The sequence below is a fragment of the Saccharothrix sp. NPDC042600 genome, assembly GCF_040647305.1.
Lineage (GTDB): Bacteria > Actinomycetota > Actinomycetes > Mycobacteriales > Pseudonocardiaceae > Actinosynnema > Actinosynnema mutabilis.
Genome location: NZ_JBEZBW010000111.1, coordinates 1 through 25551, shown reverse-complemented (window position 1 = coordinate 25551; position 25551 = coordinate 1). Strand labels below are relative to the sequence as shown.

At 71.9% G+C, this 25551-nt stretch carries 18 protein-coding genes; 9 read left to right on the top strand and 9 right to left on the bottom strand.

Annotated elements, in window-relative coordinates; genetic code table 11:
• Window positions 1-276 precede the first annotated feature (276 nt).
• From AB0A74_RS36895 to AB0A74_RS36885, 3 genes are all read left to right on the top strand, one after another.
• On the top strand, window positions 277-1278 hold the full coding sequence (locus tag AB0A74_RS36895; RefSeq protein WP_358256990.1) for a LacI family DNA-binding transcriptional regulator: 1002 nt from the start codon (window positions 277-279) through the stop codon (window positions 1276-1278).
• Between the two features lie 165 nt (window positions 1279-1443).
• Complete coding sequence (locus tag AB0A74_RS36890) at window positions 1444-3303, top strand: ricin-type beta-trefoil lectin domain protein (RefSeq protein ID WP_358256988.1); 1860 nt, start codon at window positions 1444-1446, stop codon at window positions 3301-3303.
• A 187-nt stretch (window positions 3304-3490) separates the two neighbouring features.
• The gene (locus AB0A74_RS36885; RefSeq protein WP_358256986.1) at window positions 3491-4807 is read left to right on the top strand and encodes a PIN domain-containing protein; all 1317 of its coding nucleotides are present in this window, start codon (window positions 3491-3493) and stop codon (window positions 4805-4807) included.
• 182 nt (window positions 4808-4989) lie between these two features.
• Here the strand turns inward: AB0A74_RS36885 and AB0A74_RS36880 are convergent, their stop codons facing one another.
• On the bottom strand, window positions 4990-5583 hold the full coding sequence (locus AB0A74_RS36880) for a LysE family translocator (protein WP_358256984.1): 594 nt from the start codon (window positions 5581-5583) through the stop codon (window positions 4990-4992).
• Window positions 5584-5642: 59 nt separating this feature from the next.
• On the opposite strand from AB0A74_RS36880, the gene AB0A74_RS36875 reads away from it, so the two are divergent.
• Both AB0A74_RS36875 and AB0A74_RS36870 read left to right on the top strand, forming a co-directional pair.
• Window positions 5643-6149 carry an Lrp/AsnC family transcriptional regulator gene (locus AB0A74_RS36875; protein ID WP_358256982.1) on the top strand — a complete coding sequence of 169 codons (507 nt, stop codon included), beginning with the start codon at window positions 5643-5645 and terminating at the stop codon, window positions 6147-6149.
• A 21-nt stretch (window positions 6150-6170) separates the two neighbouring features.
• Window positions 6171-7547: an aminotransferase class V-fold PLP-dependent enzyme gene (locus tag AB0A74_RS36870; RefSeq protein ID WP_358256980.1), complete on the top strand. Its 1377-nt coding sequence runs from the start codon at window positions 6171-6173 to the stop codon at window positions 7545-7547.
• Here AB0A74_RS36870 and tesB read toward each other — a convergent pair whose 3' ends face one another.
• Both tesB and pyk read right to left on the bottom strand, forming a co-directional pair.
• Entirely contained in the window at window positions 7548-8474 is a 927-nt protein-coding gene (gene tesB / locus AB0A74_RS36865; protein ID WP_343934425.1) for an acyl-CoA thioesterase II, read from the bottom strand. It abuts the gene before it with no gap.
• A gap of 8 nt (window positions 8475-8482) precedes the next feature.
• Window positions 8483-9907: a pyruvate kinase gene (gene pyk, locus AB0A74_RS36860; RefSeq protein WP_358256978.1), complete on the bottom strand. Its 1425-nt coding sequence runs from the start codon at window positions 9905-9907 to the stop codon at window positions 8483-8485.
• Window positions 9908-9989: 82 nt separating this feature from the next.
• On the opposite strand from pyk, the gene AB0A74_RS36855 reads away from it, so the two are divergent.
• Window positions 9990-10331 (top strand): VanZ family protein, encoded by a 342-nt coding sequence (locus tag AB0A74_RS36855; RefSeq protein WP_358256976.1) that lies wholly within the window; start codon window positions 9990-9992, stop codon window positions 10329-10331.
• Here the strand turns inward: AB0A74_RS36855 and AB0A74_RS36850 are convergent.
• Complete coding sequence (locus AB0A74_RS36850) at window positions 10309-10962, bottom strand: DUF2461 domain-containing protein (RefSeq protein ID WP_358256992.1); 654 nt, start codon at window positions 10960-10962, stop codon at window positions 10309-10311. The genes AB0A74_RS36855 and AB0A74_RS36850 overlap by 23 nt on opposite strands.
• A 94-nt stretch (window positions 10963-11056) precedes the next feature.
• Between AB0A74_RS36850 and AB0A74_RS36845 the strand changes: the two genes are divergently transcribed.
• The gene (locus tag AB0A74_RS36845; RefSeq protein ID WP_358256975.1) at window positions 11057-13006 is read left to right on the top strand and encodes a helicase-associated domain-containing protein; all 1950 of its coding nucleotides are present in this window, start codon (window positions 11057-11059) and stop codon (window positions 13004-13006) included.
• A gap of 137 nt (window positions 13007-13143) precedes the next feature.
• Window positions 13144-13332, top strand: coding sequence for a hypothetical protein (locus tag AB0A74_RS36840; RefSeq protein ID WP_358256973.1), 189 nt, complete (start codon window positions 13144-13146; stop codon window positions 13330-13332).
• A gap of 49 nt (window positions 13333-13381) precedes the next feature.
• Here AB0A74_RS36840 and AB0A74_RS36835 read toward each other — a convergent pair whose 3' ends face one another.
• From AB0A74_RS36835 to dctA, 4 genes are all read right to left on the bottom strand, one after another.
• On the bottom strand, window positions 13382-14986 hold the full coding sequence (locus AB0A74_RS36835) for an endonuclease (RefSeq protein WP_358256971.1): 1605 nt from the start codon (window positions 14984-14986) through the stop codon (window positions 13382-13384).
• Window positions 14987-15071: 85 nt separating this feature from the next.
• The gene (locus AB0A74_RS36830; RefSeq protein WP_358256969.1) at window positions 15072-16577 is read right to left on the bottom strand and encodes a glutamate synthase subunit beta; all 1506 of its coding nucleotides are present in this window, start codon (window positions 16575-16577) and stop codon (window positions 15072-15074) included.
• Window positions 16570-21108: a glutamate synthase large subunit gene (gene gltB / locus AB0A74_RS36825; RefSeq protein ID WP_358256967.1), complete on the bottom strand. Its 4539-nt coding sequence runs from the start codon at window positions 21106-21108 to the stop codon at window positions 16570-16572. The genes AB0A74_RS36830 and gltB overlap by 8 nt, the downstream gene beginning before the upstream one ends.
• 440 nt (window positions 21109-21548) lie before the next feature.
• Window positions 21549-22922: a C4-dicarboxylate transporter DctA gene (dctA, locus tag AB0A74_RS36820; protein ID WP_358256965.1), complete on the bottom strand. Its 1374-nt coding sequence runs from the start codon at window positions 22920-22922 to the stop codon at window positions 21549-21551.
• A gap of 185 nt (window positions 22923-23107) precedes the next feature.
• Here dctA and AB0A74_RS36815 point away from each other — a divergent pair, with 185 nt between their 5' ends.
• On the top strand, window positions 23108-24040 hold the full coding sequence (locus tag AB0A74_RS36815; RefSeq protein ID WP_358256964.1) for a TAXI family TRAP transporter solute-binding subunit: 933 nt from the start codon (window positions 23108-23110) through the stop codon (window positions 24038-24040).
• Here the strand turns inward: AB0A74_RS36815 and AB0A74_RS36810 are convergent.
• On the bottom strand, window positions 24030-25385 hold the full coding sequence (locus AB0A74_RS36810) for a HAMP domain-containing sensor histidine kinase (protein ID WP_358256962.1): 1356 nt from the start codon (window positions 25383-25385) through the stop codon (window positions 24030-24032). The genes AB0A74_RS36815 and AB0A74_RS36810 overlap by 11 nt on opposite strands.
• Between the last annotated feature and the right edge of the window lie 166 nt (window positions 25386-25551).

Here is a 25551-nt window from a genome sequence, read left to right as displayed (position 1 = left end):
CCCCTCCCCATCTCCAAAAAGCGGGGCTTTTCCGTCCTCCCCGTACGGCCTGGCGGAGCCAACCACACTTTGGGCCGGGTGCCGCTAAAAATTTTGCTCGTCCCTCACAAAATTTTTAGCGGCACCCGGCCCAAAGTGTGGTAGCCCTTCGGGCAGGCCGTACGGGGAGGACGGAAAAGCCAAAAGCGGGGGCGCTGCGCGCCCCAAAAGCAGAACGGCCCGCTGCGCGGGCTCCAGGGGGCTGTAACATGGTGAAACAGGTGGAACGGGGTGCGGATGACGCGGGCGACGGTGCGGGACGTGGCGGCTGAGACCGGGTTGTCCATCGCGACCGTGTCGCGGGTCCTCAACGGTCAGGCCAACGTTGCCGAGCACACCCGTGACCTCGTCCTTCGCGCCGTCGAGCGGCTCGGGAGTCAGGCTCCGCGACCTCGTGGCCGCAGTCGGACGCGTTCCGGCGCCGTGCACGTGCGGTGTCCCTACCTGCTCACCGACTACTTCGGGTTGATCGTCACGTCCGTGGCCGAGGAGTTGGCCGAGCACGGGCGTCGGGTGGTCCTGGACGCCGGCACCTCGGCGCAGCGGGTCTCCGTCCTGCCGTCGCTCGGGGCCGACGTCGCCGGCGCGGTCCTCGTGCTCCCGCCCGAGCCCGCCGAGCAGCTGACCCGGTTGCGGGATCGGAAGTTCCCGTTCGTCGTGGTCGATCCGCGCACCGAGTTGCCGCGGGACGTGGCGGCCGTGTCCGCGGCGCACTTCGCCGGGGCGCGCAAGCTGGTCGCGCACCTGGTCGACCTCGGCCACCGGCGGATCGGGGTGCTGGGCGGGCCGCGGGACTGGTTGGCCTCCGACAGCCGGTCGGCGGGGTACGCGGCGGCGTTGGCGGACGTCGGGGTGCTGCCGTCGCCCGAGTTGTCGCGGCACGTCGACGAGCCCACCGAGGAGAACGGGTACCTGGCGGCGCGGGACGTCCTCTCCCTCGACCGACCGCCCTCCGCGCTGGTGGCGTTCAACGACAAGATGGCCGTGGGCGCGTTGCGGGCGGCCCGGGAGCGCGAGCTGGACGTGCCCGGGGACGTGTCGATCGCCGGGTTCGACGACCTGGACCTCAGTCGCGCCACGACACCGGAACTGACCACCGTGCGGCAGCCGGTGCGGGAAATGGGGCGGCTGGCCGTGACGCTGCTGATGCGCCTGCTGGACCGGCACGAGGTCGAGTCGTTGCACGTCGAACTGGCCACCGAGCTGGTCGTTCGCGGGTCCACCGGCCCCGCGCGCTGAGTGTTTCCCGGTATTTCCCGGGCTTTTCCGCACCCTTGACAGCGGTGTTCGGCGCGCTGTTTCCTGGGCCGTGCGTTCCTGTTCCAGTTTTGTTTCATTTGTTGCACCTGACAGTCCGCACTCCGCCGCAATCCGCAGTTCGCAGTTCGCCGAAAGGAGTCCGAGGTGCCCTCCCACCGTCGGGTCTTCACCACCACCGCCGCGATAGCGGCCGTCCTCGCCGCCACCCTGGCCGTCCCTGCCGCCAGTGCCGCGGGCGAGCAGGTCAACATCTGGCTCACCACCACCTCCGACAGCGGGGGGCGGACGGTGACCCGGGGCCTGCAGCAACAGGCGCCGGTCAACTTCAGCGCCGGCGGCGGCAGCGCCACCCACACCATCACCGTCAACGAAGGCGCCACCTACCAGCAGTTCGAGGGCGGCGGCGCGTCGATCACCGACACCACCGCCTACCTCCTGCGCGGCGGGCCGGTGTCGGCGGCCACGCGGGACGCCGTGATGCGCAAGCTGTTCCACCCCGTCGACGGCATCGGCCTGTCGTTCGTGCGCAACCCGATCGGGGCGTCCGACCTGTCCCGGCCGGGCATGGTGTCGCTGGACGACACGTGCTGCGACCTCAACGACTTCGGGGCCAACGGCTACGACACCGACGTCCGCCTGCTCACCGCCCAGGCCAAGTCGCTCAACCCGGCGCTGCGGGTCAAGGGCGTGCCGTGGAGCGCGCCGGGGTGGATGAAGGACAACGGGCGCATGGACCAGATGGGCTGGCTCAAGTGGGAGCACTACCCCACCTACGCCCAGTACCTGGTCAAGTACGTCCAGAGCTACCAGAACGCCGGCATCCCGGTGGACTACCTGTCCGTGCAGAACGAGCCGAACTGCTGCCAGGCCGGCAACCCCACCGCCATGAACTACCCGGGCATGAGCTGGAACCCGTCCGGGCTGGTGGAGTTCACCAAGAACCACGTGTACCCGGCGCTGCGCGCGGCGGGCCTGTCCACCAAGGTCCTGGTGCACGACTGGAACTACGGCGACTACGCGAACTTCGGCTCGGGCGTGCTGAACGACGCCGGCGTCCGCAACGACCCGTTGTTCGGCGGCATCGCGTGGCACGGCTACTTCGGCGACCCCGCCGTGGGGACGCAGGTGCACGGCCAGTACCCGAACGTGAAGCAGTTCAGCACCGAGCACTCGGGCGGGACCTGGATCGCCAACCAGCACAACGAGGACATGGCCGACATCGTCAACTACGCCCGCAACTGGAGCGGCAGCCTGGTGAAGTGGTCGTTGGCGCTCAACCAGTTCATGGGCCCGCACAACGGTGGCTGCGGCACGTGCACCGGGTTGATCACCGTGCAGGAGGGCGGGTCGCGGGCCGGGCAGGTGGACTACACGGTCGAGTACTACACGACCGGGCACCTGACGAAGTTCGTGAAGCCGGGCGCGTTCCGCATCGACTCGACGGCGAACAGCACCGTGCAGAACGTGGCGTGGCGCAACCCGGACGGTTCGAAGGCCCTGATCGCCCACAACGGCGGCGGTTCGGCGCAGTCGGTGCGGGTCAACTGGGGCAACCAGTCCTTCACCTACACGCTGCCCGCGCGGACGTCGGCGACGTTCACCTGGTCGGGCACGCCGGGCTCGGGCGGCGGCGGCGCGATCACCGGCCTGGCCGGCAAGTGCGTGGACGTGGCCGGCGCGTCGACCGCCAACGGCACCGCCGTGCAGCTCCACACGTGCAACGGCACGGCGGCCCAGACCTGGACCCGCGCGTCCGACGGCACCCTGCGCGCGCTGGGCAAGTGCCTGGACGTCAACGGCCCGAGCGCGGCGGACGGCACGGTGACCCACCTGTGGGACTGCCACACGGGCTCCAGCCAGAAGTGGGCGCACGACTCGTCGGGCCGGCTGGTGAACCAGTTCTCCGGCAAGTGCCTGGACGTGACGGGCAACAACTCGGCGGACGGGACGCGGCTGCAGATCTGGACGTGCACGACGGGCGCGAACCAGAAGTGGACCCTGTGACGCCGCACCGGGTCGGGCTCGCGGCGTTGGCAGCGCCACGAGCCGCGGACGGCGGCCCCACGGGCGGATGACCGCCGCCGTCCCCTCCGGCCCGCCCGGTGTGGAGAGCCACCGGGCGGGCTGGAGGCTTCTGCGAAGCGCGTACCGCACCCGGTAACGCTCTTCCACCGATCCGCGATCATCGGGCATGGCCGACACGGGCGGACAAGACCGCAGAAGCCTCTACGACGGGTTCGAGGGCTATCGGACCGTCGCGCGCGAGGAGGTGGCCGCGGCGTTGTCCGAGGGACTCATCGTCCCGGATGCGAACGTCCTGCTCAACCTGTACAGGTACACCCCTGACGCGCGCGAGAACCTCCTCAGCGTGCTCAGGAAACTGGCCTCCAACCTGTGGGTGCCGCACCAGGTCCTGGTCGAGTTCTGGCGCAACCGGGAGTCCGTCATCCGGGACCCCGGCGACTCCGACAAGACGGTCGACTCGATCGCCACCCACTGCGGGAATGCGATCAACGACCTGCGGTCGTGGGCCAACCGGGTCTCGCTTCCCCCGGAGACCACAAGCACTCTCGTCGGCCACATCCAATCGGGCTTCGACCAGGTCGCGTCCGAGGTCCGCGCTCTGTCGGCAGCGACCAACACCGACTTCAGCTACAACACCGAGCAGGACGCGGTGCTCAAGGAGCTCGAGGAGATCGTCGCCGGACGAGTCGGCGCCGAGATGAGCCGGGAAGCGCACGCGAAGGCGGTCGCCGAAGGGCTGCGCCGAGTCGCCAACCAGGAACCGCCGGGGTACAAGGACAAGAACAAGGGCGACTCCCGGGCGGCTGGTGACTACATCGTCTGGGAGCAGGTCCTCACCGAGGCCGAGGCGCGGAAGAAGCCGGTCGTGTTCGTCACCGGCGACAACAAGGAAGACTGGTGGCGGGTCGAAGCCGGGCAGCGGCGCGGTCCTCGGGTGGAGTTGGTGCAGGAGATGCTGCGCCGGACCGGGCAGCTCTTGCTGATGGTGCGACCTTCACAGCTCTTGGAATACGCGAAGAACTTCCTCGAAGTCGAGGTCAGCGCCGACTCCGTGCGGGATGTGGAGAACATCGACTCCGCGGTGTCCCGATCGGAGGAGGTGCCGCCCGGTGGCGGGTGGACGGTGAAGGCGTTGACGATCTTCATGATCAGTCTCAGTGGCGAGGCGAAGGTCCAGGCAGAGGTGATCAAGGCAGCCGCGGCGCAGTCGGGATTCGTGTCGAGGGACCAGGTGTACGAGATCGCGGAGTACTCACCGCAGCGGAGCCTGCGCGGCTTCACGAGACCGGTCAATCGGATCGCGCAGTTCGTGAAGGGCGTTGGACTCGCGGACGAGAAGGCTGTGGACATCCTCCTGGCCGTGTACAACGACGATTCGCCGGAAGTGGGGTGGGCCGCGGGGTTCCGCCTCCACCCCGAGGTGCTTCCCATGATCCAGCAAGTCATCGCGGACGGACTGGAACTGCCCGACGACGACGGCTGACCCGGCTCCGGCGCAGGGGTTCAACCGCAGTTCGCCCGACCACTGCGGCGGCCGGGCGAGGTGACGGGCGAGGTCAGCCGTTGCGCTGGGGGCGGAGGGCGCGTAGGCCCACACGACGCCGCCGCCCTGGCCGCTGTTCCCGCCGCCGGGGAGCAGGCGGGGACCGTGCTGGTCGACGCCGGTCAGGCGGCCAGGACCGAGGCCGCCATGCCGATCAGCGCGGTGCCGCAGAGGCGTTCGAAGATCGGGCGGACCTTCGGGTGGGTCAGCAGGGTGGCCAGGCGGCCGGCCAGTGGGACCACCACCGACCAGAACGCCGCGAACACGCCCACCGCCACCGCCGACAGCAGCGCCGCCTGGGGCAGGGGCGGTGCGGACGGGTCCATGGCCTGCGGGACCAGGCTCAGGAACGTGAGCATGACCTTCGGGTTGAGCAGGTCGCACAGCAGGCCGCGCAGGAAGACCGACCGGTCCGAACGGGTCGGCGCGGCGGCGGCGCCCCGGGAGCGCAGGGTCATCACGCCCAGGTACAGCAGGTAGGCCGCGCCGATCGCCTTCACCACGAGCAGCGCGGTCGGCGCGGCGGCGATGAGGGCGGACAGGCCCAGCGTGGCCAGCGTCGCGTGCACGAGCAGGCCGGTCATCACGCCCAGCGCGGTGAGCGCGCCGAGGCGGACGCCGCGCACCGCGTTGCCGGTGACCAGCACGAAGTCCGGGCCGGGCACGATCGTGATGACCACGACGGCCAGCAGGAAGGAGGTCCAGGCGATGTGCACGGCGACAGTCCACGATGGAGGTTCGGTTCCGTGCCAGCCATTCAGTAGAGTGTTCGGTTGTGACGGAAGTAGCCGAACTGGATTCGGTTGATTGGCGCATTCTGGAGGAGTTGCAGAACGACGCCACCCTGCCGAACCGGAGCCTGGCCGACCTGGTCGGGCTCGCGCCCTCGACGTGCCTGCAACGGGTGCGGCGGCTGCGCGAGCTGGGCGTGATCACCGGCTTCCACGCGGTGGTGGACCCGCGCACGACGGGCCTGCCGCTGGAGGCGGTGGTGTCGGTCAACGTCCGCCCGCACACGCGGCCGGTGGTGGCGGCGTTCCGGGCGTTCGTGATGGCGCAGCCGGAGACCCGCTCGCTGTTCCACGTCAGCGGCACGGCGGACTTCCTGGTGCACATCGCGGTGGCCGACAGCACCCACCTGCAGGCGTTCCTGATGGACAAGATCGCCTCGCGCACCGAGGTCCGGAACCTGACCAGCTCGGTCGTGCTGGAACGCGTCGAGACCCGCGCCCTGACCCCGCCCACCGACCGCCGCCCGACCCACCGCCGCCGGCGGGTGTGACCTCCGGGCTACCGTGCGGGTATGCAGCCTGACGAGTTCCGCCGGATCGGCCACGAGGTGATCGACTGGATCGCCGACTACCGCGAGCGCCTCGGCGACCTGCCCGTGCGGTCCCGGGTCGAGCCCGGCTGGGTGCGCTCGAAGCTGGCCCCGCTGCCGGAGCGCGGCGAGGGGTTCGACGGCCTGCTCGCCGACCTGGACCGGGTCGTCGTGCCGGGCACGACCCACTGGCAGCACCCCGGTTTCTACGCGTACTTCCCGTCCAACGCGTCCCTGCCGTCCGTGCTCGGCGACCTGATCTCGTCCGGGTTGGGCGTGCAGGGGATGCTGTGGTCCACCTCGCCCGCGGCCACGGAGGTCGAGCAGCACCTGATGGACGAACTGGTCGGTGCGATGGGCCTGCCCCGGTCGTTCGTCGGGGGTGGGGTCATCCAGGACACCGCGTCGTCGGCGGCCCTGGTCGCCATGCTGGCGGCGCTGCACCGGGCATCGGGCAAGTGGCGTCAGTCCGGTGTGGACGGTGACGAGACGGTGTACGTCTCGTCGCAGACCCATTCGTCCATCGAGCGCGCCGCCCGCATGGCCGGGCTCGGCGAGGAGGCCGTGCGGTCCATCGCGGTGGACCCGGCGCTGGCCATGGACGTGGCCGAGCTGGAGCGGCAGATCCAGTCCGATGTGGACGGTGGTCGGCGGCCGGTCCTGGTGTGCGCCACCATCGGCACCACCGGCACCGGCGCGGTCGATCCCGTCGCCGAGATCGCCGAGGTCTGCGCGCGGCACGGGATCTGGCTGCACGTCGACGCGGCGTGGGCGGGCCCGGCGGCGCTGTGCCCGGAGTTCCGCGGGCTGTTCGCGGGGGTGGAGAAGGCGGATTCGTTCTGCGCCAACGCCCACAAGTGGATGCTGACGGCGTTCGACCTGTCGCTGTTCTGGACCGCGCACCCGGACGTGCTGGTGGACGCGCTGACGATCCTGCCGGAGTACCTGCGCAACAGCGCGACGGAGTCCGGGGCGGTCGTGGACTACCGCGACTGGCAGATCCCGCTGGGCCGCCGGTTCCGGTCGTTGAAGCTGTGGTCGGTGCTGCGCTGGTACGGCCTGGAGGGCATCCGGTCGCACCTGCGCGGGCACGTGGACCTGGCGACGACCCTGGAGTCCTGGGTCGCGGCCGACGCCGACTGGGAACTGGTCGTGCCGCGCTCGCTGTCCCTGCTGACCATCGCCCACCGCGACGGCGACGAGGCCACGCGGCGGGCGATGGACGCGGTCAACGCGGAAGGCACGGCCTTCCTCACTCACACGACGGTGAACGGCCGGTTCGCGGTCCGGGTCGCCATCGGCGCGGAAGCCACCCGCGAGGAGCACGTGCGAGCGATGTGGGCGGCGTTGAAGCGCTGATCAGCGCATCAAGCGGAGCAGGCCTTCCTGGACCACCGTGGCCACCAAGCGGCCGTCCTGCGCGTAGAAGCGGCCCGTCGCCAGGCCGCGCGCGCCGGACGCCGACGGGGACTCGCAGTCGTAGAGGAACCACTCGTCGGCGCGGAAGCGGCGGTGGAACCACATCGCGTGGTCCAGGGAGGCGCCCAGCAGCTTGTCCGTGCCCCAGTACACGCCGTGGCGCACCAGCACCGAGTCCAGCAGGGTCATGTCCGACGCGTACGCCAGCACGCACACGTGCAGCATGTCGTCGTCGGGCAGCTTGCCGTCCGCGCGCATCCACACCTGGCTGCGCGCCTCGCCCGGACCGTCCTCGCGGGCCCGCCACGGCGGTTCGGTCACGTAGCGGATGTCGATCGGCCGGGGCAGCCGGGCCATGCCGACCTTCTCCAGGTACCCGGCGGCCGACTCGGCGTAGGTGGGCAGCGAGTCCGGCGGCGGGACGGACGGCATGGGCTCGAAGTGGTCCATGCCCTCCTCGTCCAACTGGAAGGACGCGGACAGCGCGAAGATGGCCTTGCCGTGCTGCACGGCGACGACCCGGCGGGTCGTGAACGACCGACCGTCACGGATGCGATCGACTTCGTACACGATCGGGACGGTCGGATCACCGCCTCGAATGAAGTACGAGTGCAACGAGTGCACCCGGCGCTCCGGCGGGACGGTCCGCCCGGCGGCCACCAGGGCCTGCCCGGCGACCTGCCCGCCGAACACCCGCACGGGCGACTCGGCGGGCGACACCCCGCGGAAGATGTTCTCCTCGATGCGCTCCAGGTCCAGCAGCGCCACGAGGCGGTCGAGCACGGGCTGCCCGTGCGGTACGCCATCGGTGTCCAGCGGAAGGTCCGCGAAGCCGGCGGCAGCGGCGGCGCGGGCAGCCTCGGTCACGTCATCCCCTAAGCGTGGTCTTCCTCCCCCAGGCGGTGCACCCGGATGAGGTTGGTCGAGCCGATGGTGCCAGGCGGGGAGCCTGCCACGACGACGACCAGGTCGCCCGGCTGGTACCGGCCGATGTGCAGCATCGACTGGTCCACCTGGCGGACCATCTCGTCCGTCGAGTCCACCTTAGGCACCAGGAACGTCTCGGTGCCCCACGTGAGAGCAAGCTGACTGCGCACGCTCTGCTCCGGCGTGAACGCCAGCAGCGGCAGGTGGGTGTGCAGGCGGGCCAGCCGGCGCACCGTGTCACCCGACTGCGTGAACGCGACCAGGGCCTTGGCGTTGAGCCGCTCGCCGATGTCGCGGGCCGCGTAGGAGATGACGCCGCGCTTGGTCCGCGGGACGTGGGTCAGCGGCGGGACCTGCGTGGACTCGGTCTCGACGGCCTCGATGATGCGGCCCATCGTGCGCACGGTCTCGATCGCGTACCGGCCCACGGACGTCTCGCCGGAGAGCATCAGCGCGTCCGCGCCGTCGAGCACGGCGTTGGCGACGTCGGAGGTCTCGGCGCGGGTCGGGCGCGAGTTGGTGATCATCGAGTCGAGCATCTGCGTGGCGACGATCACCGGCTTGGCGTTCTCGCGGGCGATCTGGATCGCGCGCTTCTGCACCAGCGGCACGTGCTCCAGCGGCAGCTCGACGCCCAGGTCGCCGCGGGCGACCATCACGCCGTCGAACGCGAGCACGATGGCTTCGAGGTTGTCGACGGCCTCGGGCTTCTCGATCTTGGCGATGACCGGGCGGCGGCCGTGGCCGACGCGGTCCATCACCTGGTGCACGAGGTCGATGTCGGCCGGCGAGCGGACGAAGGACAGGGCGATGAAGTCGACGCCCAGGTTGAGGGCGAACTCCAGGTCCTCGATGTCCTTCTCCGACAGCGCGGGCACGGACACGTCCATGCCGGGCAGCGAGAGGCCCTTGTTGTTGCTGACCGGGCCGCCCTCGGTGACCTCGCAGACCACGTCCGGGCCCTCGACGTCGGTCACGACCAGGCCGACCTTGCCGTCGTCCACCAGCAGGCGGTCGCCGACCTTGGCGTCGTGCGCGAGCTGCTTGTACGTGGTGGAGACGCGGTCGTGCGTGCCCTCGACGTCCTCGACGGTCACCCGGACGACGTCACCGGTGCGCCACTCGACGGGGCCGTGCGCGAACCGGCCGAGCCGGATCTTGGGGCCCTGGAGGTCGGCGAGGATGCCCACCGCGCGGCCGGTGCGGTCCGATGCGGCGCGGACGAGGTCGTAGACCTGCTTGTGGTCGGCATGGCTGCCGTGGCTGAAGTTCATCCTGGCCACGTCCATACCGGCCGCTACCAGCTCGTTGACCTTCTCCTCGGTCGCGGTGGCAGGGCCCAGCGTACAGACGATCTTCGCGCGTCGACTCACGTCTGGAGAGACTAGTCCCCTTCACTGGACCGATCAGGATGTACCGGGGGGTAATCTCGCCGAAACAGGCACAATCTGCCCCGTGGGCCGCAGAATCCTCCCGTTCGTGACCGCGGTGTTGCTCAGCGTCATCGTGTTGTTCACCCCGCAGTCGGGCGTGCCGGACTCGCCGCCGGGCACGGACAAGGTCGTGCACGTCCTGCTGTTCGCGCTGCTGGCGGCGACCGGCCTGTGGGCGCGGCTGCCGACGGTGCCGCTGCTGGGCGGGCTGGTGGCCTACGCGGCGGTGTCGGAGGTGTTGCAGGCGGTGATCACGGCCCTGGGGCGCGGCGGAGACGTCGTGGACGGCCTCGTGGACGTCGTGGGCGTCGGGCTGGGGTGGCTGGTGGCGCGGCGGACGCTCAGCGGAACCCGACCTCGGTGACCCCGATGTGGTCGGCGCACCAATCGACCAGCGGGTTCACCTCGCGCCAGGCCTTGAGGACCCGGTCGTGGCACTCCGGCTCGTGCAGGGTGTCGTCCGGCGGCCAAACCTTCGCCACGTACAGCCGCTTGTGCTTGGCCAATTCGACGCGGGGGTGTTCGGGGTCCACGCCCTTGGGCGCGCGCTTGAGCTTGTCGCCGCGCAGCTCCCAGCCCTGCCTCGCGAGCTTCTTGAGGATCTTCTCCAGGGCCTGGCCGCGCAGGTCGTCGACGACCGACTCGCGGTAGCGGGCGATCTGGTCGGAGGCCATCGCGAACGAGCCGCCCGCCACGAACAGGCCCTCGGTGCCGACCTGGACGTAGTGCGCGCCGCCGCCGCGGCCCAGTTCGACCACGCCGCCGCAGTGGTCCTTGTAGGGGGTCTTGTCCTTGCTGAACCGCACGTCCCGGTAGGGGCGGAAGACCTTGCCCTTGCCGAACTCGGGTTCCAGGGCGGCCAGCAGCGCCTCCATGGGCGCGCGCACGTCGGACTGGTAGACGTGCTTGTTGTCCTCCCAGAAGGCCTTCGAGTTGTCGACCGACAAGCCGTCGAAGAAGTCGATGGCGTGCTCTCCGAAGCCGGTGAATTCCACGGCGCTCAGCTTACGTTCGTCCATTCGTGGCACCATTCGAACGCTCTATAGCAGACAATCACCGGCCGGTGACTTTGTGTGCATAATCGGCTGAGTGGGTAGGGAATCGGCGTTGGCCGGTTGGCTGCGCGGGCTCGACGCGTCGGGGCTGAGGGACGTCCTCGCGCTGCGCCGGGACGCGGCGGACACCCGGCCGCGGTCGCTGCGGGCGCTGGCCGACGAGCTGTCGACGGCGGCGTCGCTGCGGTTGGCGGTGGACGGCCTGGACCGCGGGTGCCGGGACGTGCTCGACGCGGTGCTGGCGCTGGGCGGGACGGCGGTGCCGGTGGGCGTTGACGTGCTCGCGGAACGCTTGCGGTGCAACGGGAAGGCCGGGCGGGCGGAGCTGAAGCGGGCGTTGGCGGAGCTGCGGGCGCGCGCCCTGGTGTGGGACTCGGGCGAGGCCCTGCGGGCGGCCCCGAACCTGCGGCCGTGCGGGACCGAACCACCCCGGCGCATCACGCCCGCGCCGCGCGCGCCCCGGCGGGTGGCGCAGAACCGGGCGTTCGCCGACCGGGCGGCGACCGCGTCCGCGACGTCCACTGTGGACGGTGTGACCCGGTTGGTGGACCTGTGCGACGGCGAGGTGGTGAGCGCGCGCGGCGGGGTCGGCGTGCGGGAGTTGCGGCGGGTCGCCGGGTTGCTGCGGGCGGACGAGGCGCGGGCGCGGCTGTGGCTGGAACTGGCCGTGGAGGCGCGGTTGCTGGCGGTCGCGGACTGGCGGGTGGTGCCGACGACCCGTTGGGACTCGTGGCGCGCCGCGGAGCCGGCGGACCGCCTGGCGGCGCTGGCGAGCGCGTGGCCGCGACTGGTGTGGCAGCCGGGCAAGTCGCGCCCGGCGCTGGCGGACCCGCTGTCGTGTGGGGACGTCACGCGGCGCGGGGTGCTGGAGCGGTTCGCCCGGTTGGGTGAGGACGAGGCGTTCGAGCACCGGCACGAGGTGGTGGCGGAGCTGACGTGGCGGCGGCCGGCGTTCCAGGGCGCCGTGGTGACTGAGGCGGCGCTGGTCGAGGCGGAGGCGGTCGGGCTGGTCGCGCTGGGGACGGCGACGGCGTTGGGCCGGGCCGTCCTGGCGGGCCGGGAGTCGGAGGTGGCAGACCGGTTCGTGCCACCGGCGGCGCGCACGGCGTTGCTGCGGCCGGACCTGACGGCGGTGGTCGGCGGTCTGCCGGACGACGAGCTGTCGTCGGTGCTGGACCTGGCCGCGGACGCCGCCGAGGGCGGGTGGCGGTTCACCGGCGCGAGCGTGCGCCGGGCGTTGGACGCGGGGCACAGCCCGGAGCGGCTGCTGGCCCGGTTGGCGTCGATCGCGGAGCACGGCGTGCCGCAGCCGGTGGAGCGCCTGGTGCGGGAGGTGGCGCGGCGGCAGGGGCGGATCAGCGTGACGGCGGTGGCGAGCTGCGTGCGGGCGGACGACCCGGAGCTGCTGACGGAGATCGCGGGTCACCGGTCGTTGACACCGCTGTCGTTGCAGCCGCTGGGGCCGACCGTGCTGGCGTCGGCGAGGCCGGCGGACGAGACCCTGGCCCTGCTCCGGGCGGCCGGCTACACCCCCACGGCCGACGGCGTCCTGGACCGCACACCCCGCCGCCGGGTTGAGCCGCCGCCGCGGAAGATCCCGACGTGGCGGCGGTGGCGGGCGTCGTTGACGGACCAGGAGTTGGCCAAGCTGGCGGTGGCGTTGCTGGAGCGCGAACGCCCACGGCCGCGGATCGTGCCGCCGAAGGTGGAGTCGCGGCGGTTGACGACGGTGCGGTTGTTGCGCGACCAGTCGTTGGTGTTGCGCGATTCGGAGGTCGTGTTGCTGGCGGAGGCGTTGGTGACGCGGACGTCGGTGGAGATCGCGGTGGCGGACGGGCCGCGGAGCACGATCCGGCATGTCATCACGCCGGTGGAGCACGCGGCCGGGAACCTGACGGCGAACGGGCCGCACGGGGAGCAGCGGGAGTTCTTGGTGGGGCACATACGGTCGGTGAAGCCGGTGGAGCCTCACCCGATCGTGTGACATGCAGGATCTGCGACCTTTCGGCGAGTCATGCGTCCCGTAGAGAGGGAGGAACGCGGGGCCGGGGAGGTCGTGGCGGGGGCCTCGGTGGTGGCCGGGGTCGGGCGGACAGGATTGGCGGCGGCCGGACAGGGCTGATGACGGCCGGGCGGGTTGCCTGCCGCGCGATGGGCCGGCTGGGCGAGCTGGCGGCTGGGCGAGCTGGCGGCTGGGCGGGCTGGCGGGCGGGCGGCAGCGCGGGCGACGGGCGGGCGGCGGCGGGTGCGAGCGGCAGCGCAGCGCGGGCGCGCGGCGGCGGTGGCGGTGGCGGTGGCGGTGGCGTGTAGCCGCGGGTGTGGTGGGTGTGGCGGGAGCGGCGGGGTGGCGGCGGGTGGGTCAGATGTCCAGGGCCCAGCCCGGGTGGTCGATGAAGGGGTTGCGGTTGCCCTGGATTTCGGCGATCGCCGCGTTCCGGTGCAGTTCGTGGTCGGTCACCGGGTCGCGTTCGTGCCACATGATCAAGTCCGGCACCAGGTCGTCGTCCACCACGCCCGGGTAGCGGACCAGGAAGTACAGGGTCGCCCTCGCCAGGGGGCCGCTGCGGTCCCACGGGGTCGTCGGGGGCGGGTCGCCCACCTCCCTGGTGAACTGGTGGTGCAGGTCGCCGCGCATGGGTTCCCCGCGGTCGAACAGGGCTTGGGGCACGGCGTGTTCGCAGTTGAACGGGAGGGTTTCCTCCAACACCTCGAACTCCGCCAGGAGCGTGCCCGGGTCGGGCAGGCCGGCCGCGGCCAGGTCGCGGAAGCGGCGCGCTCGGGCCGCCTCGGCCTCCACGTCGGCTCGGATCATGTCGGCGGGATCGACCGCGGCGCCCGAGTGGAGGCTGCGCAGCTTCAGGTCCGGGTGCAGGTCCACCCACGGGTACAGCATCCGGCACGGCCGGTACGCCGGGCAGCGGACGTGGGTGCGGGCCAGCAGGTCGTGCAGGTTCGACCGGGTCGGGTGGATGCCGGCGTAATAGCGGTCGCGGGCGGCTCGGTCGGCCGATGGGTCGTAGTAGACGCGGCTGCGGCCGATGTCCAGGTTCACCAGCGCCGCGCGCAGTTCCGAGTCCGCCTCGGGCGCCGCCGGCGCGGTGTCGAAGACCTGGGCCCGCAGGTGCGCCGCCTCCCCGCTCAACGGTCGCTCCCGCAACGCCCGCAGCACCCGGCTGATCCGCACCCCCTCCCCCGCGCGCCACGCCGACCCCTCCGCCACGCCCGAGTGGTGCAGCGCCACGACCTCCCACTGGTCGTTGAAGATCGGCCCGCCCGACACGTCCAACCCCGGCTCGTAGTGCACGTAGTTGTCCAGCACGTCCACCATCAGGTGCTCGCGCAGCCCGAACAGCTTCGGCCCGCCCACCGGCACGCGCACGGACGTCAGGCGCTCACCGAGGATCGCCTTGCCCTCCTGCTCCACCAGGTGCAGGTGCGGCGGCAGCGGCCCCTCCCCCACCGCCACCACGGTGAAGTCCAGCACCAGGTCCGTCACGAAGAACCGCTCCGGGCACAACCCGGTCGTGCCCGAGTCGAATTCGACCGCCGCGCGTGACGCGTCGGTCACGCTCGGCAACGCGGTGTTGGTGGTCAGCAGCAACACCGGCGAGATGAGCACGCCGGTCGCCGACCGCCCGGCGACGTCCACCCGCCCCACCGCCCGCGCCGCCGCCAACCCGCAGTCCAGGAAACCCGTGTCCACCACGGTGTTGCGGCCGATGAGCCGTTCGAGGGCCAGCTCCCGCCGACCCGACCGCACGGCCGACGCGCCGCTCTCGACGGCCGCCGCCAACTGCCAGTCGACACCCAACCGGTTGAGCCGTCGAGTCACCCGGTGCGGGGTGTCGGTGTGCAGGACGCCGCGGCGCTCGACCGTGGCGCGGACGTGCTTGCGTTGCGCCGCACGGCCTTCGTAGCGGGCGCGGGTGGCGGCCAGGCGGGGCAGCAGCGCGTCGGACGTCATCGCCCACCTCCCTCATGGAGGTAGCGTCGAGCGGAGCGGCCCCGCCGTTACGCCGGGGTCCGGAAAGGACCGCTCCCCGACGACGTCACACCACGGCGAGCGGCAGCTGGTTCGGGATCACCGGCGAGGGCAGGTCCGACGAGCCGGTCAGGAACCGGTCGACCGCGTTGGCCACCGAGCGGCCCTCGGCGATCGCCCACACCACCAGCGACGCGCCGCGGTGGGCGTCGCCGCACACGAACACGCCCGGCGCCTGCGTCTGCCAGTCCGAGCCGCACGAGATGGTGCCCCGCGTGGTCAGCTTGATGCCCAGGCCGTCCAGCAGCGGCATGTGCTCGACGCCCTCGAAGCCGATCGCCAGCAGCACCAGGTCCGCGGGCAGCACCTCGACCTCCTCCGACGTCGGCACGACCTGCCGCCGCCCGGAGGCGTCCTTCTCGACCCGCACCTTGCGCAGCTGGATCTGGCGGACGTGACCCTCGTCGTCGCCGAGGAACTTCTCCACCGCGACCGCGAACTTGCGCTCCCCCGCCTCCTCGTGGGCGGGGTAGGTGCGCAGGATCCACGGCCACACCGGCCACGGCGAGCGGGCGTCGTCGCGCTGCGACGGGGGCTGCGGGTACTGGTCGAGCTGGAGCACCGACGCCGCGCCCTGGCGGGAGGCGGTGCCGTAGCAGTCGGCGCCGGTGTCGCCGCCGCCGATGATGACCACGTGCTTGCCGGCGGCGTCGATGGCCGGCGGCCCGTCGCCCTCGCACGCCCGGTTCGCCGGGACGAGGTGTTCCATCGCGAGGTGGATGCCCTTGAGCTCCCGGCCCGGCGTGGTGGTGTCGTCCCGGCCGCGCAGCGCGCCGACCGCGAGCACCACGGCGTCGAACCGCTCGCGCAACTGCTCGACGGTCAGGTCCACGCCGACCTCGCAGCCGGTGACGAACTTCGTGCCCTCCCGGCGCAGCTGGGCCAGCCGCCGGTCGAGGACCTTCTTCTCCATCTTGAACTCGGGGATGCCGTAGCGCAGCAACCCGCCGAGCCGGTCGTCGCGCTCGTAGACGGTGACCTCGTGGCCGGCGCGGGTCAGCTGCTGCGCCGCCGCGAGCCCGGCCGGGCCGGAGCCGACGACCGCCACGCGCTTCCCGCTCGACACGTGGGACTGCCAGGGCTGCACGAGCCCCTGCTCCCACGACACGTCGGCGATGGTCTCCTCGACCCGCTTGATCGTCACCGCGCCGCCGGCGTCGTGGCTGATCGCCAGCACGCACGCCGCCTCGCACGGCGCGGGGCACAGCTTCCCGGTGAACTCGGGGAAGTTGTTGGTGGCGTGCAGCCGGTCGGAGGCCAGCGCCCAGTCGCCGCGGCGGACCAGGTCGTTCCACTCCGGGATCAGGTTGCCCAGCGGGCAGCCGGCGGAGCCGGAGTGGCAGAACGGGATGCCGCAGTCCATGCACCGCGTCGCCTGGGCGCGCACCTCGCGGTCGCGCACCTCCGGGTCGACGTGCGCGTACACCTCGTGCCAGTCGTCGAGCCGCTCGGCGGCGGGCCGCTTCTTGGCGTCCTTGCGGGGGTGCTTGAGGAAACCGTACGGGTCAGCCACGGGAGGCCTCCATGATCGCCTGGTCGACGTCCCTGCCTTCCGCGCGGGCGAGCCTCATCGCTTCGAGCACGCGCTGGTAGTCGCCGGGCATGACCTTGGTGAACGATGCGGACCGGCGGGGCCAGTCGCCGAGCAGCGACGCGGCCACGGCCGATCCGGTGAGCTTGTGGTGCTTCTCCACCACTTCGCGCAGCCAGCGCAGGTCCTCCGCGCCGGGCCGCTGCAGTTCGACCATCGCCTGGTTGACGTTGACCGGGTCGAGGTCGAGGACGTAGGCGATGCCGCCGGACATGCCGGCCGCGAGGTTGCGGCCGGTGGGGCCGAGCACCACGGCCCGGCCGCCGGTCATGTACTCGAACGCGTGGTCCCCCACGCCCTCGGCGACCGCGAGCGCGCCGGAGTTGCGCACGCAGAACCGCTCGCCGACGCGTCCGCGCAGGAAGACCTCGCCGGACGTGGCGCCGTAGCCGATCACGTTGCCCGCGATGACCTGCTGCTCGGCGGCGAACGGCGCGTCGGGGTGCGGGCGCACGACGATCCGCCCGCCGGACAGGCCCTTGCCGACGTAGTCGTTGGCGTCGCCGATCATCTCCAGCGTGATGCCGCGCGGCAGGAACGCGCCCAGCGACTGGCCAGCGGACCCGGTGAAGGTCACGTGGATGGTGTCGTCGGGCAGGCCGTCGCCGCCGAAGCGGCGGGTGACCTCCGCGCCGAGCAGCGTGCCGACGGTGCGGTTGACGTTGCGCAGCGGCAGTTCCAGGCGCACCGGGTGCGCGTCCTCCAACGCCGCCTCGGCGAGCTGGATGAGCGTGCGGTCCAACGCCTGCGCCAGGCCGTGGTCCTGCTCGCGGACGCGGCGCTTGGCCGTGCGGTACGGGGTCTCGGGCACCTCGAACACCGGCGTCAGGTCCAGGCCCGCCGCCTTCCAGTGCTCGATGGCGTCGTCGGTGCGCAGCAGCTCGGCGTGGCCGACGGCCTCGTCGATCGTGCGGAACCCGAGCGCCGCCAGGTGCTCGCGGACCTCCTGCGCGACGAACTCGAAGAAGTTCACCACGTGCTCGGCCTGGCCGGTGTACCGCTTGCGCAGCTCCGGGTTCTGCGTGGCCACGCCCACCGGGCAGGTGTCCAGGTGGCAGACGCGCATCATCACGCAGCCCGCGACGATCAGCGGCGCGGTCGCGAAGCCGAACTCCTCCGCGCCGAGCAGGGCGGCGACGACGACGTCGCGGCCGGTGCGCAGCGCGCCGTCCACCTGGACGGTGATGCGGTCGCGCAGGCCGTTGAGCAGCAACGTCTGCTGGGTCTCGGCCAGGCCGATCTCCCACGGCGTGCCCGCGTGCTTGAGCGAGTTCAGCGGGGACGCGCCGGTGCCGCCGTCGTGGCCGGAGATCAGCACGACGTCCGCGTGCGCCTTGGCCACGCCCGCCGCGACCGTGCCGACGCCGACCTCGCTGACCAGCTTCACGTGGACGCGGGCCTGCTCGTTGGCGTTCTTCAGGTCGTGGATGAGCTGGGCCAGGTCCTCGATGGAGTAGATGTCGTGGTGCGGCGGCGGGGAGATCAGGCCCACGCCCGGCGTGGAGTGCCGGGTCCGCGCGATCCACGGGTACACCTTGTAGCCGGGCAGCTGCCCGCCCTCGCCGGGCTTCGCGCCCTGCGCCATCTTGATCTGGATGTCGGTGGCGTTGACCAGGTACTCGCTGGTCACGCCGAACCGGCCGGACGCGACCTGCTTGACCGCGCTGCGCCGCTCGGGGTCGTAGAGGCGCTCGGGGTCCTCGCCGCCCTCGCCGCTGTTGGACCGGCCGCCCAGCCGGTTCATGGCGATGGCCAGCGTCTCGTGCGCCTCGGCGGAGATCGAGCCGTAGGACATCGCGCCGGTGTTGAACCGCTTGACGATCGAGGAGACCGGTTCGACCTCGTCGATCGGGACCGGCGTGCGGCCCTCGGTGCGCAGCGAGAACAGGCCGCGCAGCGTGCCGCCCTGGCGGGAGAGCCGCTCGACCTCCTCGGTGTAGCGGCGGTAGACGTCCTGCTTGCCGGTCTTGGTGGCGTGCTGGAGCAGGAACACCGTCTCCGGCGTGAACAGGTGCAGCTCGCCCTCGCGGCGGTAGGCGTACTCGCCGCCCACCTCCAGCCGGCGGTGCACGCGCTCGGTCGGGTTGTCCGGGTAGGCGCGGCGGTGCCGCAGCGCGACCTCCTCGGCCAGCACGTCCAGGCCCGCGCCGCCCAGCTTGGAGACGGTGCCGGTGAAGTACTCGTCGAGCAACTCGTTGGCCAGGCCGACGGCTTCGAAGACCTGGGCCGCGGTGTACGCGCCGACCGTCGAGACGCCCATCTTGGACATGATCTTCAGCGTGCCCTTGACCAGGGCCTGCACGTAGTTGCGGATCGCCTTGCGGGCCTCGATGCCGGTGATCGCGCCCTGCGAGATCAGGTCCTCGATGGTCTCGAAGGCCAGGTACGGGTTGACCGCCGCCGCGCCGTAGCTCAGCAGCGCCGCGATGTGGTGCACCTCGCGGGCGTCGCCGGTCTCCACGACCAGCGCGACGCGCAGGCGCTCCTTGGTGCGCACCAGGTGGTGGTGCACGGCGGAGACCAGCAGCAGCGACGGGATCGGGGCCATGCGGTGGTCGGAGTCGCGGTCCGACAGCACCAGGATGCGCGCGCCGGCGGCGATCGCCTCGGACGCCTCGCGCCGCACCCGCTCGATCGCGGCGCGCAGCGCCGGGCCGCCACCGTCCACTTCGTACAGTCCGTTGAGGACGGTGCACGCGAAGCCCGGCAGGTCGCCGTCGTCGTTGATGTGGATGAGCTTGGCCAGCTCGTCGTTGTCGATGACCGGGTAGGCGAGCTTGATGTGCCGGCAGCTGACCGGCCCCGGCTCCAGCAGGTTCTGCTCCGGGCCCATCACGCGCGACACGGACGTGACGATCTCCTCGCGGATCGCGTCCAGCGGCGGGTTGGTGACCTGGGCGAAGTTCTGCACGAAGTAGTCGTAGAGCAGCCGGGACCGCTGGGAGAGCGCGGCGACCGGGGTGTCGGTGCCCATCGAGCCCAGCGGCTCCATGCCGCCGACCGCCATCGGGGCCAGCAGGACGCGCAGCTCCTCCTCGGTGTAGCCGAAGGTGAGCTGGCGGCGCACCACGGACTCGTGGCTCTGCACCACGTGCTCGCGGTCGGCGAGGTCGGCCAGGTCCAGCAGGCCCGCGTGCAGCCACTCGTCGTAGGGCAGCTCGGCGGCCAGGCGGGTCTTGACCTCGTCGTCGTCGACCAGGCGGCCCTCGACGGTGTCGACCAGGAACATCTTGCCCGGCTGGAGGCGGCCCTTGGCGACGACCCGGTCGGCGGGCACGTCGAGCACGCCGGTCTCGGAGGCGAGCACCACGCGGCCGTCGGCGGTCTGCCACCAGCGGGCGGGGCGCAGGCCGTTGCGGTCCAGGACCGCGCCGACCAACGTGCCGTCGGTGAAGGTGACGCACGCCGGGCCGTCCCACGGCTCCATCAGGCTGGCGTGGAACTCATAGAACGCGCGGCGCTTGGGGTCCATCGAGGCGTGGTTCTCCCAGGCCTCGGGGATCATCATCAGCACCGCGTGCGGCAGGCTGCGGCCACCCAGGTGCAGCAGCTCCAGCACCTCGTCGAAGGACGCCGAGTCCGAGCCGTCGGGGTCGCAGATCGGGAACAGGCGCGCCAGGTCGCCCGGGATGAGGTCGCTGGCGAGCAGCGCCTCGCGGGCCCGCATGCGGTTGCGGTTGCCGCGCACGGTGTTGATCTCGCCGTTGTGGGCGACGTACCGGAAGGGGTGCGCCAGCGGCCACGACGGGAAGGTGTTGGTGGAGAACCGCGAGTGCACCAGGGCGATGGCGGTGGCCAGCCGGTCGTCGCGCAGGTCCGGGAAGAACGCCGGGAGCTGGCCGGTGGTCAGCATGCCCTTGTAGACGATCGTCCGGGCGGACAGCGACGGGAAGTACGTGCCGGCGTCCGCCGCGCGGGTCTCGTGCTCGACCCGCTTGCGCAGGGCGAAGGTGAGCCGGTCCAGGGCGATGCCCTCGGCGTCGTCCTCGGCGGCGACGAACAGCATGGCGAAGTGGGGCATGACCGACCGCGCCGTCGGTCCCACGTCCGCCAGGTCCGGGTCCACCGGGACGTCGCGCCAGCCCAGGACGGCGAGCCCCTCCTCCCGCGCGATCCGCTCCGCAATCGCTTGCGCCTTGGCGCGCTGCTCGTCGTCGGCGGGCAGGAAGGCGATGCCGGCGGCGTAGCGGCCGGCCTCGGGCAGGTCGAAGTCGACGACCTCGCGGAGGAAGGCGTCGGGGAGTTGCAGCAGGATGCCCGCGCCGTCGCCGCTGGTCGGCTCGGCGCCGGCCGCGCCGCGGTGCTCCAGGTTCGCCAGCGCGGTCAGGGCGTCCACCACGATGGCGTGCGACCGCCGCCCCTGGATGTCGGCGACCATCGCCACACCACAGGCGTCACGTTCCGCGGTCGGGTCGTACAACCCCTGCGGGGACGGGATGGCGGAGAAGATCACTGCGCAGACCTCCTTCGTCGTCCTACGAAAGAACGAGTCCTCGTGTCCAGTTCCTAGGAATCCGGTTGCTGGGCACGGGACGACGATGGCCCGCGTGTTGACGCGACTTTAACAGTCGCGAAACCAGGGCACACCATCCAACGGGTGATCCCGGTCATTGACGCGTAACGATTCGAGCGGGCAGAGCGACATTGGGCCTGACCTTGTTACGCGTTGTTAAGCATAACGGACTGGCGGCCGTGGCGCGCGCCCGGTGAGAGCTTGCCGACAGCGGCGCGTTCTCGGCAAGTTCACCCAGGTGGGTGGCCTTTCGCGCCGTGCCGGCCGGCGGTCACCGTCCGCGCACGGGCCGACTCGCACGGGACGCTCACGGGCCGACGCTCACGGGCGAGCCCCGCAGCGACGCCGGCGCGGGTCGCTGCGGGGCTCGGGGCGGGTGGTCAGGTGAGGCGGCCGGCGCCCACGGGCACCCGGTCCTCCGCGTGCTCCTCGGCGTGTTGGCGGTCCAGCAGGTCGTCCACGTCGACCTGGGACGGGTTGTCCAGGACCTCCTTCAGGCGGGCCCGGTCGAGCTGGCCCTGCCAGCGGGCGACGACGAGGGTGCCCACGCCGTTGCCGATGACGTTGGTGATGGCGCGCGCCTCGGACATGAACCGGTCGATGCCCACGATCAGGGCGATGCCCACGGCCGGGATCGCGCTGTTGGCCTCGAACGCGGTCAGCGAGGCGGCCAGCGTGACCAGGCCCGCGCCCGTCACGCCCGCCGCGCCCTTGGACGCCAGCAGCATGAACAGCAGCAGGCCGACCTGCGTGCCCAGGCCCACGTCGTGGCCGGTCGCCTGGGCGATGAAGATCGCGCCCATGGTCAGGTAGATGCAGGTGCCGTCGAGGTTGAACGAGTAGCCGGTCGGGATGGTCAGGCCGACCACGGACTTGTCCGCGCCCGCCGCCTCCAGCTTGACCAGCATGCGCGGCAGCACCGACTCCGAGGACGACGTGCCCAGCACGATCAGCAGCTCGTCCTTGATGTAGCGCAGGAACTTGAAGATCGAGAACCCGGCGTAGAGCGCCACACCGCCCAGCACCACCAGGATGAACAGCAGGCACGTGGCGTAGAACGAGCCCATCAGCCACGCGAGCTTGCCCAGGATCGTGCCGCCGAACTTGCCGATCGTGTAGGCGATGCCGCCGAACGCGCCGATCGGGGCCGCGTACATGACGATCTTGATGACGCCGAACATGACCTTGGCGAAGGTGTCCAGCGCGGCCACGACCTTCTCGCCGCGCTTGCCCATCCCGGCGACCGCGACGGCCACCAGGATCGCGACCACGAGCACCTGGATCAGCTGACCGTCGGTGAACGCGCCCACGAACGACTTCGGCACCAGGCTGAGGATGAAGCCGGTGACCCCGGTCTCGGCGGTCTTGGCGTCGGCCAGCGTCTTGGCCGCCGCGTCGTCGTTGATCGGGATCGACGGGCCGTGGTGGCCGGGCTGGACGATGTTGACCACGATCAGGCCGATCGCCAACGCGGCGGTGGTCATCGCGGTGAAGTAGAGGATCGTCCGCAGCGCCAGCCCGCCCGCCTTGGCGAGGTTGCCCAGGCCCGCGATGCCGACGACGACCGTGCAGAAGATCGTGGGTGCGATGACGACCTTGACCAGCGCGACGAAGAAGTCGGCCAGCCACTTCAGGCCGGAGGCCTGGGCGGGGAAGGCGTAGCCGACGATCACGCCCAAGACGATCGAGACCAGCACCCAGAAGTAGAGGTGCTTGTAGATCGGTTTGCGTTCTCGGGTTTGGGCGGTGACCACGTCGTCCTCCAGGGAGCCGCTCCGGCGGGGGTTGGTCAGTGATCCTCAGCACAGCCCGGACCTGCGACAAGACGCTCGGCGGAAACTTCAGATCCCTCTGACGTAACGCGCCGTTCACCGGCGTTCAGGGGGTCGCGGGGCCGAGGGCGGCGGCTGTCGACGAGTGGTGGGCTTAGGCTTCCGGTGTGCAGGTGTCCCGGCGGTCGTTGCTGCTCGCCGCTCTGACGGCGGGGGTGCCGGCGTGCACCGCCGGCGGGCCGCCCGCGCCGGCCGAACTGGTGCTGGCCACCGGGCCGGACGGGGCCGTGTTCCGCGAGGTCGGCGGGGCGTTGGCGCGGGCGTTGGCGGACAAGTTGCCGGACACGCGGGTCGTGGCGCGGCCGACCGGGGCGTCGGTGGAGAACGTCCGGCTGCTCGGCGGCGGCGAAGTCCACCTCGGACTGTCCTCGCTGGACCCCATCATGGGCGGCGCGCTGCTCAGCGCCGAGGACCCCAACGGGATCAGCGCCGTCGGCCGGCTCTACGACAGCTTCCTGCAGATCGTGGTGCCCGCCGACGCGCCCGTCTACCGGGCGGCGGACCTGGTCGGGAAGCGGGTGTCGTTCGGGCCGCGCGAGTCCGGCACGGAGTTCACCGCGACCCGGCTGTTCCAGCTCCTCGGGGTGGGCGTCGAGGCGGTGCGGATGGCGCACGCCGAGGCCGCGCGGCGGTTGGCGGCCGGGACGATCGACGCGCTGCTCGCGCTGACCGGCATCCCGACGCCCGCGATCACCGGGCTGCTCGGCTCGTTCCCGGTCCGCCTGCTCGACCTGCCCGGCGAGGCCACCGAACTGGCCCGCGCGTACCCGGGGCCGTACGTGCCGGTCACGATCCCCGCCACCACCTACGGCGCGCTGGGCCCGTGCCAGACCTTCGCCGTGCCGAACCTGCTGCTCGCGCGCACCGCGCTGGACCCGGTCGTGGTGGAGGTGGTGACGCGGACGGTCTACACGCAGGCCGAGCGGATCGCCGCCGGGCACCCCGAGGCGTCGCGGATCAACGTGCGGACCGGGATCGCGACCGGGCAGGTGCCGCTGCACAAGGGCGCCGAGCGGTGGTTCCGGTCGGTCAAGCGCTGAGCGTCACCACGGCGTCGAGGCCGTGCGGGGTGACGGGGTGCAGTTCGAGGCGTCCGCCGGCGCCCGCGATGAGCTCGGCGCAGATCGCGAGGCCCAGGCCGGTGCCGGCGGTGTTCTGGTGGCGGGGCGCGCGCCAGAACCGCTCGAACGCCTGCACCCGGTCCTCGTCGGACAGGCCCTCGCCGTCGTCGGTGACGTGCAGCTCGACCCGGTCGCCGGTCCGGTGGCCCCAGACGCGGATCGTGGTCGCGCCGGACAGGCGGATGGCGTTGCCGACCAGTTCGTCCAGCACGCTGCCCAGGCCGCCGGGCGGTTCGAGGACGTGCAGGCCGGACGGGACGTCCACGCGCAGCTCGACGTCGCCGGCGAGGGCGCGCCAGCCCGGGGTGTGGGTGGCGAGCAGGGAGTCGAGGTCGACCGGTTCGGCGGCGGAGGCGCTGTCCAGGCGGGTCGCGGCGAGCAGGGTGTCCAGGACGCGGCCCATCTCCTCCGCCTCGTCCACGGCGATGCGCTGCGCCTCGCGGCCGGCGTCGTCGGTGACGTGCGGGGCGAGGTTGTCCACGGCCAGGCGCAGGCTCGCCAGGGGGTTGCGCAGCTGGTGGGAGGCGTCGGACACGAACGCGCGCTGCCGGCGCAGGGCGCGGCCGACGACGTCGACCATCGCGTTGAAGGACGCGGCCAGGCGGCGCAGCTCGGGCGGCCCGTCGACCTCGTCGGCGCGGGCGTCCAGTTCCCCGCCGGCGACGGCGGCGGTGGCCTCGTCCAGGGTCCGGATCGGCCGCAGCACCCACCGCGACATCGGCCAGGCGACGGCGATGACCGCGAGCATCGGGACCAGGCCGACGAGCGTCAGCAGCCCCCACTGGCGCAGGATCGCGGCACGCAGGCCGCCGGTGGGCGAGATCGTGACGACGGCGGCGACGACCTCGCTGTCCCGGCCGACCGGTTCGACGACGACCAGGTCCTTGTCCTCCCACGGCCAGATCGTCTGGTCGGCCTCGCCCCGGTAGCCGCTGAACGCCGCCCGGAGGCCGGTGTCCACGTCCGGGTCGGTGAGCGGGAAGGGCTGGCGGGAGCTCTCCACGATGGTGCGGTCGGTGCTGACCAGGGCGGCGGCGATGCCGTAGAGCTGGTCGTAGCGGACCATCTCCTCGCGCAGGGCGGTGCGGCGGTTGGAGGCGAGGGCGTTCTCGGCGAGCGAGGCGAACCGGCTGGCGTCCCCGAGCCGGTCGAGGTAGGTCTCCTGGCCCTCGCTCTGCACGACGGCGAAGGCGAGCGGCACCCCGAGGGCGGCGACGAGCGCCACCAGCAACGGCACGATCAGGACGAGCAGTCGACGCAGCATCACACCTCGTCAGGGGTTCCGCCGCCATCCTGCCGCACGGCGATCGGTGGTTCACGACGGACGCGCGGGCGGGGCGGGCGCGGAGCGGCGGCAGGGCGGGCCGCCGAGCTGGTGGTGCGGACGTTGCGATACGTGGAGAAGCTGCGCGACGTCGGCGTGGTCGTGC

Excerpts from the sequence above, each read along its gene's own strand:
- AB0A74_RS36895 (WP_358256990.1), top strand. The coding sequence starts at position 277 with ATGACGCGGGCGACGGTGCGGGACGTGGCGGCTGAGACCGGGTTGTCC.
- AB0A74_RS36885 (WP_358256986.1), top strand. The coding sequence starts at position 3,491 with ATGGCCGACACGGGCGGACAAGACCGCAGAAGCCTCTACGACGGGTTC.
- AB0A74_RS36870 (WP_358256980.1), top strand. The coding sequence starts at position 6,171 with ATGCAGCCTGACGAGTTCCGCCGGATCGGCCACGAGGTGATCGACTGG.
- AB0A74_RS36840 (WP_358256973.1), top strand. The coding sequence starts at position 13,144 with ATGACGGCCGGGCGGGTTGCCTGCCGCGCGATGGGCCGGCTGGGCGAG.
- AB0A74_RS36835 (WP_358256971.1), bottom strand. The coding sequence starts at position 14,986 with ATGACGTCCGACGCGCTGCTGCCCCGCCTGGCCGCCACCCGCGCCCGC.
- AB0A74_RS36810 (WP_358256962.1), bottom strand. The coding sequence starts at position 25,385 with ATGCTGCGTCGACTGCTCGTCCTGATCGTGCCGTTGCTGGTGGCGCTC.